The 14,059-nt window shown below is 69.8% G+C and carries 5 protein-coding genes; all 5 read left to right on the top strand.

What is annotated here, in order from left to right:
- The first annotated feature begins 119 nt into the window (after nt 1-119).
- Nucleotides 120-1,394: an NAD(P)/FAD-dependent oxidoreductase gene (locus JK363_RS30330; protein ID WP_201879881.1), complete on the top strand. Its 1,275-nt coding sequence runs from the start codon at nt 120-122 to the stop codon at nt 1,392-1,394.
- A gap of 156 nt (nt 1,395-1,550) precedes the next feature.
- The gene (locus tag JK363_RS30325) at nt 1,551-2,753 is read left to right on the top strand and encodes a cation:proton antiporter domain-containing protein (RefSeq protein WP_236076217.1); all 1,203 of its coding nucleotides are present in this window, start codon (nt 1,551-1,553) and stop codon (nt 2,751-2,753) included.
- A 111-nt stretch (nt 2,754-2,864) separates the two neighbouring features.
- Nucleotides 2,865-5,681 (top strand): helix-turn-helix transcriptional regulator, encoded by a 2,817-nt coding sequence (locus JK363_RS30320; RefSeq protein WP_201879875.1) that lies wholly within the window; start codon nt 2,865-2,867, stop codon nt 5,679-5,681.
- An 89-nt stretch (nt 5,682-5,770) separates the two neighbouring features.
- Nucleotides 5,771-7,414 carry an NAD(P)/FAD-dependent oxidoreductase gene (locus JK363_RS30315; protein WP_201879872.1) on the top strand — a complete coding sequence of 548 codons (1,644 nt, stop codon included), beginning with the start codon at nt 5,771-5,773 and terminating at the stop codon, nt 7,412-7,414.
- Nucleotides 7,415-7,671: 257 nt separating this feature from the next.
- Nucleotides 7,672-14,034, top strand: coding sequence for a type I polyketide synthase (locus JK363_RS30310; protein ID WP_201879869.1), 6,363 nt, complete (start codon nt 7,672-7,674; stop codon nt 14,032-14,034).
- Nucleotides 14,035-14,059: the final 25 nt, after the last annotated feature.

Below are 14,059 nucleotides of genomic sequence, written 5' to 3'. Positions count from 1 at the left end.
CCAGATGAGATGAAGACCTTCTACAGAAGGCCCTTGCAGACTAACGAGGCGAAACACAACGGGCCCGAACCCCCGAACCTCGCCCAGCTTTCTGCATCGGTCCAGAGGAAGGTCAACGAATGTCGGCAAGTCTTTACGGTATTTCCCCCGACTACGACGTCATCGTCATCGGGGGAGGACCGGCCGGAGCCACGACGGCCGGTCTCCTCGCGAAGCGCGGACACCGTGTGCTCGTACTCGACCGAGAGCGTTTTCCGCGCTACCACGTCGGCGAATCCCTCATCCCAGCATTCATGCGCCCAATGGAGGAACTCGGGCTGACCGAGCGGATGGACCAGCGTGGATTCGAGCGGAAGTACGGCGGAAGCCTGGTCTGGGGCAACAACCAGGTGCCGTGGGAATTCGCCTTCCTGAAGGGCAAGTACCCCTACGCCTTCCACACCCGCCGCGCCGACCTGGACGCCATGATCCTCGACCGGGCTCGCGAACTCGGCGCGCACATCATCGAGGACGCCACCGTCAAGGAGCCCATCGAAGAGAACGGTCGCGTCGTCGGTGTCCGTTACGCGCTACGAGGACTCGACGGCATACGCGAGGTCCGGGCCGGCCTCGTCGTCGACGCCTCCGGACAGGCACGGGTGCTCAGCCGCCGCTACACCGACGTCAAGTGGCACGACGAGCTCCGCAACGTCGCGGTCTGGACCTACTACGACAACTGCGAGCGTCTGCCGGGCGATGAATACACCAACATCCTGATCGAGGGCCTGGACGACGGCTGGTTCTGGGCGATCCCGATCGACAAGGGCACCATCAGCGTCGGCTACGTGACCCGGTCAGCCACTGCGGGCGAAGCCGGCCAATCGCTTGAGGACCTCTTCCACGCCGAACGCGACCGCACAACCAAGCTCAAGCACATGCTGCGCAACGCCCGTCAGTCGGCCGGCTTCCGCACGGCCCGTGACTGGTCGTACCACTCAGATCGGTTCCATGGCGACGGCTGGGTGCTGGTTGGTGACACCGCCGCCTTTGTCGACCCGCTGTTCTCCACCGGTGTGGCCCTGGCCACCCTGGCCGGCAGTACCCTCGCTTCCATCGTCGACCAGATCATCAAGCACCCGGCAATCGAAACCAAGGCGCTCGACCGCTACGCCAGTGCCTATTCCGGATTCTTCGACGAGATCAGGGAATTCGTCGAGCGGTTCTACGACCGCACGAAGTACAAAGAGTTCTACCACAGCCTCGCCCAGGAAATGATCGACCCCGAGCACGAGCGGAAGCCTGCCGACGACTTCGTCACGCTGATCTCCGGTCTCAGCGGCAACCACCCGCTATTTCATATCAGTCTCGACGACCTGATCTCGGACGTCACAACGCCTGAAGGCATCGAGTCTTAGAAGCCCCCTGTGGCAGCCGACGCGACCGCGCGTCGGCCGCCACAGGGCTCTCCGCGTGACAGCACAGACGCGTCCGCAATCGATCGACGAGGCACGGGGGAAATGACTAGCCATCAGATACAGATTCTGTTTCTCGACATTGCAATCGTCCTGATCATGGCGCGGGGACTGGGCTACCTCGCAACCCGGATCAATCAGCCGCCCGTCATCGGCGAGATCCTCGGTGGCGTGCTGCTCGGTCCCACCCTGCTCGACGGCGCGCTCAGCGAGGCCCTCTTCCCCGACGAGGTCCGGCCCATGCTGGCCGGGGTCGCAAACCTGGGTGTCGCCTTGTTCATGTTCACCGTGGGCCTGGAAATCGAGGGCAGCACGATGCGCGGCAACGGGCGGGTCGCCGTCGCCGCCGCCGTCGGATCCACTGCTGTCCCTTTCCTGCTCGGGATCGGTCTGGCTTTCGCCCTACTCCCCCGGCACGACTCCGCCAACCACGGAGCTTTCGTCGTCTTCATTGGCCTAGCCGTCTCGGTGACCGCCTTCCCGGTGCTGGCCCGCATCCTCACCGACCGCGGACTGAGCCGCACCGCCGTCGGCGGCATCGCCCTGGCCACGGCCGCGTTCGTCGACGTCGCGGCCTGGGCCACACTTGCCGGGGTGAATGCCTCGGTCGGCGCCGACGGGCGGCACTGGCTCGTCCTGTTCACCCTGCCCTACCTGGCCTGCATGCTCCTGGTCGTACGCCCCCTGATGCGCCGCTTCCTGGTGTCCAGTAACACGGCTGCCCACGCCGGCCCGCTCAAGTTCGCCGTGGTGCTGATCGGGGCCCTACTCTCCGCCGCCGCCACCGAGGCCATGGGCATGCACCACATCTTCGGCGGCTTCCTCTTCGGTCTGGTCATACCCAGGGAAGGCGCGCAGGCCCTGCGCGCTGACATCCACGACCGCACCAGCCACCTCACCGCCATCCTGCTGCCCATGTACTTCGTGGTCGCCGGCTTTCAGGTGGATCTCGGCGGAATCGGCCTGTCCGGGCTGCTGGACCTCTCCCTGATCCTCGTAGTGGCCGTCATCGGCAAATTCGGCGGCACCTACCTCGGCGCCCGCTCGCAGAAGCTGCACCCTAGGTCCGCCGCCTCGCTGGCCGCGCTGATGAACACCAGAGGACTGACTGAACTGGTGATTCTCGGAGTCGGCCTCAAACTTGGACTGCTGGACGGCCAGCTGTACTCGCTGATGGTCGTGATGGCAATGGTGACCACGGTGATGACTGGTCCGCTGCTGACCCGGATCCAGGGGGCACGGCTCCACGCCGCGCCTGACGACAGCATCGCCCGGGACCACGTCGGCGCCGCCTCCCCCTGACGGGAACCGGCCCGCCCGACGAGATCACGGCCCGGGGGTCTTTACACCGGAGCCGGAGCGGGCCCCCTCGGGCGACGCGCGCAACGGACAGCACGGAAGGGGACATCCACCATGCGCTTGGTCGAACGGGACCAGGAGCTGACCGTACTCACCGACATGATCGTGCGCAGCTCTCGCGGAGAGGGCCAGGCGGCCCTTATAACCGGCGGGATCGGCTGTGGCAAGACCGCCCTGCTCGCCGAGCTCGCAACCGCCGCACAGGAGTTCGGCTTCCAGGTGCTGAACGCCGGCGGCTCGCTCGCCGAACGCCGCACCCCTGGCGCCGTTCTGGGCCAATTGCTTCGTGACATCCCACATGACCCGGCCGACCGAGCCGCGCTGGCAGCACTGGCCGGCCAGAGCGACCACGAGAGCCTCGGCGCGGCAGGCCCGGTCGGCAGCATCGTCACCCGGCTGGGGCCCTCGGCCCTCGACCCCGAGGAATCCCACGCCCTGCAGCGGCTCTGCACTGTGGTGGAGGAGCAGGCCCGCCGGATCCCGCTGATGCTTTGCGTGGACGACGTGCAATTCATGGACGAGCTGTCCCTTCACGGGATCCTCTTGATGCTCCGGCGGCTGCCCACCGCGCCGCTCGCGCTCATCATGACCGAGTGCTCCTTGTCCCGCACCGCCGACCCGAGGCTGCACGCCGCGCTCCGCCGCCTGCCGGGCCATCGGCCGTTCACCCTCGGTCGGCTGTCCACCGAGGGGGTTGCCGCGCTCCTCACCACCCAGTTCGGCTCTGGCCCGGCCCGGCTGCTGGCCCCCGGATGCCATGCCGTGAGTGGTGGGAACCCGCTGCTGGTGGAGGCACTCGCTGAGGACGGCCGGCATACGGCGAACAGTCCAGCCCCCCGGCTCGACCCGGGAGAGGCCTTCCTGGACGCCGCCACCGGCTGCCTGCACCGCGGCTGGCCCGCTCTACTGCACATCGCCCAGGCCCTGGCGGTCTTACACAAGGACAGCCCGGGACCGCAGACAGTGGCCCGCCTCGCGGAAGTCGAGGACGCCGTCCTCGCCCGCGGTCTGCGGGCCCTCGACAACGCCGGGCTGCTCGCCGATGGGCGCCCTCGGCACACCGCTGTCTGCGATGGCGCCTTGGCTGGATGCACCGGCGAGGAGCTCGCCGTGCTACACCGCCGGGCTGCCGAGCTGCTGTACGAGGAAGGTGCGCCCGCCGTTGGGGTTGCCCGCCACCTCGTCGCCGCCGACCGGGCGGACGCCCCGTGGGCTGTGGCCGAACTGCGGGAGGCTGCCGAACGGCACCTTGCGGCAGGGCGCCCGGCCCTCGCCCGGCCATGCCTCGATACCGCGCTGCGGCATTGTCGCGACCAGGGCGAGCGGCTCCGTCTCAAGGCCCTGCTGGCCGGTGCCGCCTGGATGCTTGACCCCAGCATGGGCGCCCGTCACCTCGTCGAGCTCGCCGACGCCTTACGCGACGGCCGGCTACCCGCCCAGCACGCCGTCATGCTCGCCAAGTACCTGCTGTGGCACGGCCGATACGATGAGGCCGCCGACGCCATCGAACGAATGACGCGCCGGAACGGCGGCTCTGCAGACCCACTCGCCGCCGCCGAGGCCCGCGCCACTCGTGAGCTGCTATCCGTCACCTATCCCGGGTTGGTGCCACACAGCATCGCCGAGGCGGGCCCGTCCCGACACACCGCTTTCGCCGGGGACCCGCGCAGTCGGGGTGCTGCCGCGTTGTCCGACGTATTGCGCCACGGGCCCACCCCGGAGCCTGTCGCCGCCGCCGAGGGCGCCATGCGGGTAATGCGGTTGGGTAGGAATACTCACGAGTGGCTAACCTGCGCTGTGTCCACCCTGCTGTTCGCGGACCGCACTGAGGCGGCCGCGTACTGGTGCGATCATTGGCTCTCCGAGGCGCACAGCAGGCGAGTCCCCCTGTGGATTGCCGAGTTCTCCTCGCTGCGGGCCGGAATCGCGCTGCGTCAGGGCCGCCCGCTGGACGCCCGCCGGCTGGCCAAGGTTGCGCTCGCCCAGGTGCCCGCGGAGAGCTGGGGTGTCTGCATCGGGGGACCACTTGCGAACCTGATCCAGGCCAACACCGACCTCGGCGCCCGCGAGGCCGCGGCAGAACTCCTCGAGGTCCCACTTCCTGAAGGACTCTTCAGCAGCCGCTTCGGTCTGTACTACCTGCACGCGCGCGGCTCCCACTTCCTCGCCGCCGGACAGCCCCAAGCCGCCCTCGACGACTTCACCAACTGCGGTGCTTTGATGCGGGGATGGGGACTGGACCAGCCCTCACTTATACCGTGGCGCTCCGGCGCCGCTCGCGCCCACCTCGCCCTCGCGTCCACCGGCCGCGCCCACGAACTCGCCCGGGAACAGTTGGTCCTGGCGGGCGAGGCCTTTACCCGTACCCGCGGCATCTCGCTGCGGGCGCTCGCCGCTGCAAGCCGCCCGTCTCAGCGCGGCACGCTGCTGCGCAGCGCGGTGGCGGTGCTGGATGAGTCCGGAGACCAGCTGCAATTAGCCGGCGCCCTCGTTGAACTGGGGACGGCCGACCTCCGATCCGGCCGGGTCTCCTCATCCGACACGCTCTTCGGCCGGGCCGCCAGACTGGCCGAAGCGTGTGGTTTCCCGCTGCCCGCCTGCCGGCCCGGGGCCGGCTCGGCCGGTGTCTCCGGGTCCGCCGTCTCCGTCCCGTCGATCGGTGCCCCCGCGGCGGTGCGCGGGGAAACCCTGGAACTACTCAGCCCTGCCGAACGGCGGGTGGTCGAGCTGGCCTCCGCGGGACTCACCAACAAGGAGATCTCCGGACAGCTCAACGTCACCGTCAGCACGGTCGAACAGCACTTGACCCGGATCTTCCGCAAGCTCGGCGTCCGGACCCGGGGTGACCTGCCCCGTGCCGCGGGTGAGTGAGTCCGGCTCCCAGGGCCTGAGGCCGAACCGAGTCTCAGAAAAACGGCTGACCCGCCACCCACCACCTCACGAGGAGAGTCAGGAACACGATGAAGCGTACTGATCAATACGATGTGGCGATCCTTGGCAGCGGCATGGCCGGGGGCATGCTGGGCGCGGTCCTGGCGCGGAACGGCGTCAAGGTGCTGCTCCTTGACGCAGGAACCCACCCCCGGTTTGCGGTCGGCGAGTCGACCATCCCCTACACCTCCGGCATGACCCGACTGATCGCCGACCGCTACCGGGTACCGGAACTGCGCGCCCTCTCCAGCTTCAAGGGCATCTGCGAGAACGTCTCGCGCAACTGCGGGCAGAAGCAGAACTTCGGCTTCGTCTACCACCGCGAAGGCCGGATGCAGGACCCGCGCGAGATCAACCAGCTCGTGGTCCCCTCCGTGCTGCGCACCGAGACTCACCTGTTCCGGCAGGACGTCGACGCGTACCTCTTCCACGTGGCCGTCAAGTACGGCGCGCGCCCGCGGCTGAACACCAGGATCGTCGACATCGAGACCGATCCGGACACCGGCGCGGTTTTGCGCACCGACAGTGGCGAGGAGTTCCGCGCCAGCTACGTGGTGGACGGCAGCGGTTTCCGTTCACCGCTCGCTGAGAAGTTCTCACTGCGCGAGACCCCCACCCGCGCCCGCACCCACTCCCGCTGCTTGTTCACCCACATGGTGGGAGTGGAGGCGTTCGACAAGTCGCCTGCAGCAGCCCGGCACGACCAGCCCAACCCCTGGCACCACGGCACGCTTCACCACGTCTTCGACGGCGGCTGGCTGTGGGTCATCCCGTTCGACAACAACGCTAAGTCTCTGAACCCACTGTGCAGTGTGGGGCTCACCCTGGACCCGCGCCACTTCCCGAAGGATGATCGGAGCCCGCAGCAGGAGTTCGACGACTTCCTCACCCGCTTCCCTGAGATTGCCCACCAGTTCCGCAACGCCAAGGCGATCCGGCCGTGGGTGTCCACCGGCCGCCTCCAGTACTCCGCCAAGCAGGTCGTCGGCGAGCGGTTCTGCCTCACCTCGCACGCGGCCGGATTCATCGACGCGCTCTACTCGCGCGGCCTGACGAACACCATGGAACTCGTCAACGCCCTCGGCTGGCGCATCATTCAGGCTGCCAAGGACGGCGACTGGTCGATGGAGCGATTCGGCTACCTGGAGGAGCTCCAGCAGGGCCTGTTCGACTTCCACGACGACATCGTCTACAGCTCCTTCGTCGGATTCGGCAACTACGAGCTGTGGAACGCGGTGAACCGCACCTGGATGCTCGGCACCATGCTGGGCAACGTCATGCTGGAGGACACCTACTACCGGTTCGAACGCACCGGGGACGACGCGGTCTTCCGCGAGCTGGAAGAGCACGGCGCCCCCGGCTCCCCGCTCCCGGTCAGCGCCGGATTCAACCGGATGGGCCACTTGACCCGGGAGCTGTGCCAAGCGGTCGAGGCAGGCACGGAGCAGCCCGGAGACGCAGCCCGCAAGATCCTGGCGCACATCAGGAACGCCGACTTCATCGCACCCGCCTTCCGATTCGGCGAGCGCGACACCCGCTGCTTCGCGATGTCCCCGGCCAAGATGGCGATGAACGCCAGGTGGTGCCGCAAGGACGCGCCGCCGGAGCTCGGCCCCCGCATGATCAACGCCAGCAAGGGGCTCGTCCGGATGAGGCTCCGCGCGGGCCTGTAGCCCAACCCCTATGCCCCCGACAGGGGGATGCGGGGAAACGCCCGGCCCGGTGGAGCAGGGGGTTTCCCCGCAACGGCCCGATTCCTAGCCTGGAACCAGGCGAAGCGCGGATATCCGGTGCCCCCGGGGACTGTCGAGGTCCGCGCCCGAAGACGCCGGACCCATCCGGGCAGCACGGCGTGCAACGTCACAGCCCCTCATGGCACGCATGGTGCGGCCTGGACCCGGTCCATCCCTCCAGGAGGAAAAGGCAGCGAATGAACGCACATTCCACACCCGATCCCAAGGAACCGATCGCCGTCGTCGGCATGGCGGGCCGTTTCCCCGGAGCCCCGGACACCGACAGCCTTTGGCAGCTCCTGATAGACGGCCGCGAAGCTATCCGTCCCGTTCCCGCCGACCGCTGGGACACCGCGGTCCAGCTCGACCCCAAGCTGCGCATCCCCGCCCTCGGCGGCTTCTTGGAAGACATCGACCTCTTCGACGCCGGCTTCTTCGGGGTCTCCCCGCGCGAGGCAGCCGCCATGGACCCGCAGCAGCGGCTGCTGCTGGAGGTGGGTTGGCAGGCCCTGGAGGACGCCGGCCAGCGGGCCTCGGACCTGGCCGGCAGCCGTACCGGCGTCTACGTCGCCACCGTCTGGCACGACTACGAGCTGCTTCGCAAGGCACGCGGCGCCGGCCACACCTCGCACACCCTGGTCGGCACCGGCCGGGACATCCTCGCCAATCGCCTCTCGTACTTCATGAAGTTGCGGGGTCCGAGCCTTGCCGTCGACACCGGCTGCTCCTCGGGCCTGGTCGGCCTCGACCTCGCCGCCCGCGCCCTGCGCAGCGGGGACATCGACGCCGCCCTTGTCGGCAGCACCAACCTGATGATGCACCCGCATGTCACGATCGGCCTGACCCATTTCGGTGGGCTCTCCCCGGACGGCCGGTGTGCCTCCTTTGCCAAGTCCGCAAACGGCTTCGTCCGCGGCGAGGGTGTCGCCGCCGTCTATCTCAAGACCCTCGCCCATGCCCTGCGCGATGGCGACCGCGTCCACGGAGTCCTGGTCAGCACCCTTACCAACAACGACGGCGGCGGCGGCAGCCTGGTCAGCCCCAGCCAGGAGGGCCAAGAAGACCTGCTCCGCCGCAGCTACGACCATGGAACTGTGCCCGCCGCCGCCCTGTCGTACGTGGAAGCCCACGGCACCGGCACCAAGCGAGGCGACCCGACCGAGGCAGGAGCCCTCGGCACCGTCCTGGGCCACTCCCGCCCAGCCGGGGAGCCGCTGCCGATCGGGTCGATCAAGACAAACATCGGTCACCTGGAAGGGAGTTCGGGGCTCGCCGGACTCATCAAGGTGCTGCTCTCGCTGCGTCATCGAATGGTGCCGCCGACCCTGCACGCCGAGGAGCTCAACCCCAACATCCCCTTTGACGCGCTCAACCTGAGCGTGGTGCGCGAACCGCTCGCCCTGCCGGCCGCGGGCCCCGTCTACCTCGGGGTGAACTCCTTCGGCTGGGGTGGCACCAACGCCCACGTCATCGTTGCCTCCCCACCAGAGGACATCACGGCTGCCGACAGCACGGCCCGCCCCCGCAGGGCCGCTACAACCGGGCTCCCCCCCGTAGTGACCCTCTCGGCGCACCGGACCGACGTCCTCGCCACGCGCGCCGCCCAGCTCCAGGACGCGCTCGCCGCAGCCAGCCCCGCCGGCACTGTCGAGGACCTGGCCGGCACCCTGGGACGCCGCCGCGACCACTTCCCCGAGCGGGCCGCGTTCGTCGTCGACGACCTCGCGCAGGCCGACACGGCCCTCACCACTCTCACCGCCGACCAACCACACCAGGACGACGGTACCGCTGAGGTCCCTGACACCCCCACCCCGCACATCGGGCGCGCGGTGCCGCACGGCCGCACCGTGTTCGTCTTCCCCGGCCAAGGCTCGCAGTGGCGCGAGATGGGCGTGGAGCTCTACCGCGACAGCACCCTCTTCGCCTCCGTCGTCGACCGCTGCGCCAAGGCCCTCGCCCCGTACACCGACTGGGACCTGATCGACATCTTCGCCCCGCACGAGGCGGCAGAGAGTGCTGCATCCGGTCTCGGCATCGCCGACACCTGGACCGAGCGCACCGACATCCTGCAGCCGGTCCTATGGGCGATGTCCCTCGGCTTGGCCGAACTGTGGCGTGCCTCGGGGATCACCCCCGACGTGGTTCTGGGCACCAGCCAGGGCGAAATCACCGCGGCCACCTTTGCCGGATCCCTCTCCTACGACGACGCCGCAATGATCCTCGCCCGGCGCGGTGTCCTCATCACCGAAAGGGTCTCCGGGCGCGGTCTGATGCTCGCCGTCGACCTAGACCGAGAAGCCGCCGTCCGTGCCATGGAGGGCTTCGAAGACAGCGTCTCGTTCGCTGCCCACAATGGCCCGAACTCTTGTGTCTTGTCCGGGGATTCAGAGTACATCCTCGCCCTCAAGGAACTGCTGGAGGCTGACGGCACGTACTGTGCCCTCGTCAACATCGACTACGCCTCCCACAGCGCGGGGATGGCCGAGCTGAGCGATGACCTCACAGCCGCCATCGCCGCAATCCGGCCGGTTGACGGCGACGTCGCGGTCATGTCGACCGTCGACGCCGCTCTGGTCGACGGCAGCGCACTCGGACCCGGCTACTGGGTCCGGAACCTGTGCGAGCCCATCGAACTGGTCTCCGCCATGGCGCGTCTCTTCGACGAAGGCTTCACACATGTGGTCGAAATCAGCCCGCACCCCGTGCTGCAGCCCGCCCTTGAGCAGCAGGCGGCAGGACGCGAGGAGAACCTCGCCCTGCTCACCACCCTGCGCCGCGGCCAGGGCAGCGCCCGAGACATGGCCGAAGCCCTAGCCCGCGCGTACACCGCCGGCCTGGAGCCCTTTGCCGCACTGCCTCTGGACAGCCGTTTCCCCGTTCCCGGCTACCCGATGGAACGCCAGAGCTTCTGGCCCGCCGAGAGCCACCGCTCCGCCGGCGCCGCCCAGGGCTTTGAAGCAACGCTTTCCCCGGCACCCGGCCGTCCCGGGGCCTGGCAGGGTGCCATCGAACTGACTACTGCCGCGCTGCCGTGGCTGGCCGACCACAAGCTGTACGACACCGCGCTCCTGCCCGGCGCCGGCATGCTCGCGGTCGCTCTGCACACCGCTCAGGCCCGCACCGGCGGGCTCCCCACCCTGCTGGAGAACGTCACCTTCACTCGGGAGGTGACCGTAGGCGAGGAGCCGGTGCGGCTCACCGCCGAATGGCAGGACACCACAAACGGCGGTGAGTTCCGGCTGCTGTCCTTGCCTGTGGGCGCCGAGGAGTGGGACGTCGTCGCCACCGCCCGCGCCGAGTCGACCGGCGGGTCGGCCGCCGTCCCGCCGGCCTTCCCCGACTGGGGCGACCGGACCGACGGGGCCGGACTGAACGTCGACCCGGAAGAGTTCTACCGCCAGTGCACCGCCCGCGGACAGATATACGGGCCCGCCTTCCAGGGCGTGCACTCTCTCCGCCAGCACCCCTCGGGCACCCAGGTACTCGGTGAGATCCGCCTAGCCGAGGAGCTGTGGGCCGGGGCCCGGCCCCGGGTCCCGCACCCCGCCCTCTGGGACGCCGCCCTCCAGGTGGCTCTTGCCCTCGACGACGGGGGCGAGGCGCTGATGCCCACCTCCGTAAGGGCGATCCGGGTGCTGCCCTCCGGGGACGAACCTGCCACCGCGCTCTGGTCTCACGCCGTGCGGGCCTCCGACGGCACTCTCAGCATCCGAATCTTCGATGCCAGTCGACGGCCCTTGCTGGTACTGGAAGGCCTGGAACTCCGGCCGCTGCCCACCGGCCGGGGCACCGATCCCGGCGCGGAGCGGCTGCACCAGATTCACTGGGCCGACGTTACCCCCGAGGAGACAGCCGGGGACGACGGATCCGACCCCGGCACCGCCGCGGCCACGGGCCGGTGGATTGTCTGCGGCGGCACCGGGAGCAGCGCCGACACCCTCGTCGAGGCTTTGGCCGAGGCCGGTGTTGACGCCGAGCACACTGGTGCAGGTACCGACCTCCCGCTGGGCCAGGCCGCCGCGGACCTGGCTGGTGTCGTCTTCTTTGCACCCCGTGCCTGTGTCGGCCCGGACGCCCAACAGCGCGGCCTGGCTCACCTCACCGCGGTGGTCCGGGCCTGCGCTGCCCTTCCCGCGCTGCCCCGCCTCGTGATCCTCACCGACCGAGCGCAGAGTGCCGCGGCCGACGACACCTCCGACCCCGGCGCCGCTATCTACTGGGGCTACGGCCGGGTGCTCCAGCGGGAGCACCCGGAACTGCGGCCCCGACTCGTGGACGTGGACGCCTCGCACCCCGACTGGACCGCGGAGTGCGCCGCCGTCCTCCTCGAAGAGGACACTGACGACCAGCTCGCACTGCGACGCGGCAGCCGTCTGGCTGCCAGGATCGTCCGCGGCGACGACAATGGCGACCTGGCCGCCCGCCCCTGGCGGACCGTCAAGCAGCCCTTCCGGCTTGGCGTTGCCCGCACCGGAGCCGACGACAGCGCCGAATTCCTGCCTCTCACCCTGCCCACGCCCCGGACCGGTGAGGTGCTCATCGAGACCAGCGCTGCCGTGGTGTCCCCGGCCGACCTCCGGGACCTGGCCGCCCTGCGTACCGGACAGGCCGGGGCCGTGCCATCGCTCGGCCGCGCATGCGCCGGCCGGATCACCAACGTGGGTGCCGGGGTGACCGGCCTGCACCCCGGCGACCGGGTGGTCGCGGTGGTCCCGGGGGCCCTGGCCGGACAGGTCCTGGCCAACGCGGCACACGTGGTACGGGTCCCGGGCCCACTGGACGACGCCGCGGCCGCCGCCTTGGTCCTCCCGGCAGCCGCCGCCTGGTACGCGCTGACCCGAACCGGCCGCGTGGTGGCAGGCGACACCGTGCTGATCCACACGCCGACCCTGCCGGAAGCCCTGGCTGCGGTCCAGGCCGCCGGCGTCCTGGACGCCCGTGTCCTGGTCGTCGGAGCAGCCGCCGCCGAAGAGGCCGCTGCGCTCCTCGATGCCGGCGCTGAACAGGTCCTCGACCCTGCGGATCCTGACTGGACCGACGCGGTACGCGCAGCAACCGGCGGCCTCGGGGCCGATGTGGCTCTCGGCCCCCGCACCGGCGCAGCGGCCCACCAGGTCTGGGAACTCCTGGCGCCCGACGGCCGCTTCGTCGAGGATGCCACCGGGGCTGACGCCCCCGGCCCGGCCCTGGGACAGCATCCCGTACCCGTCGGGGCGACCTTTGGTTCGGTGGACCTCGATGGACTCCTGCGGAACCGGCCCGAGGTCTTCGCCACCCTGCTGGTCGAGGTGTGGGACCTGGTCGCCGACGGCCGGTTCACAGGTTTGCCTGTAACCCGGCACGAGTGCAGCACCACCACCGGGACCACCATCCGGCTCGACCACGCCCCGGACCGCGCTCGGCTGGTCCTCACAGACCTCGGCGCGGTGAGCCACGTTGCCCCGGAGCCGTTGCCGGGCGGCCGGTTCCGAGCTGACGGCGCCTACCTGATCACCGGCGGCTTGGGCGCCCTCGGTGTCTCCCTCGCCGGCTTCCTGGCCGGACTCGGCGCTGGGACCCTCGTCCTGGCGGGCCGGTCTGCACCCTCCAAGGAGACCGCCGCCCAACTGGACTCCCTGCGCGCTGCCGGGACCACCATCGAGGTGCTGCGCTGCGACGTCGCCGACCGGGCTGGTCTGCGCCAGGCCCTGGACGGGCTACGGGACCGCGGACTGCCCCCGCTGCGCGGTGTGGTGCACGCCGCCGGTGTGGTCGACGACGCCACCATCAGCCAGATCACGCCCCGCCAGCTGGCCAGGGTGCTCCGGCCCAAGGCGGACGGCGTGCGCAGTCTAGAGGCTGCAACCGCCCAGGACCCGCTGGACTTTTTCGTCATGTTCTCCTCGGCCGCCACCCTGGTCGGCAACGCCGGACAGGCCGCCTACGCCGCCGCCAACGCCTACCTGGACGCCTTCGCAGAACTCCGCCGCCGACGCGGCCTGCCCGCGCTCAGCGTGCAATGGGGACCGTTCGCGGACGTCGGATTGGCCGCCCGAAGTGAACAGGCCGGCGCCCGCCTGGGCGACCGCGGCATGGAGAGCTTTCCGGTAGGTGAGGCCTGGGCAGCCCTGGTCCGGATGCTCGGCCAGGACCGGGCCGTGCTCGGCTATGTCCCCATCGACCTGCGGCGCTGGTTCGACGCCGCCCCCGACACCGCCGCGCTCAGCGCCTGGCGGGAGCTGTACGCCGGGCTGCGGGACGGCGCCGCCGTCGCTACCGGCAGCGCGTTCCTGACCGCACTGCACCAGGCTCCCGAGAAGGACAGGCCCGCCCTGGCCGAGGACAAGGTCCGCGAACTGGCCGCCCGGGTGCTTCGCCTTGCCCCTGAACGCCTCGACCGCGACGCCCTGTTCGATTCCCTCGGCTTGGACTCGCTGATGAGCCTGGAACTCCGCAACCGGCTGGAGGCCGCCTTCGGCATGCGCCTATCGCCCACCTTGCTGTGGACCTACGGCACTCTCCGCACCCTGTCGAAGGCCCTGGCCGATCAGATCACCGACGCCGCTGTGGAGAAGCAGTGACCGCCGCTCCGTTCGGCCGCCCCTC

The organism is Streptomyces coffeae, assembly GCF_016741875.1.
GTDB lineage: Bacteria > Actinomycetota > Actinomycetes > Streptomycetales > Streptomycetaceae > Streptomyces > Streptomyces coffeae.
This window is presented reverse-complemented; position numbering and strand designations above follow the sequence as displayed.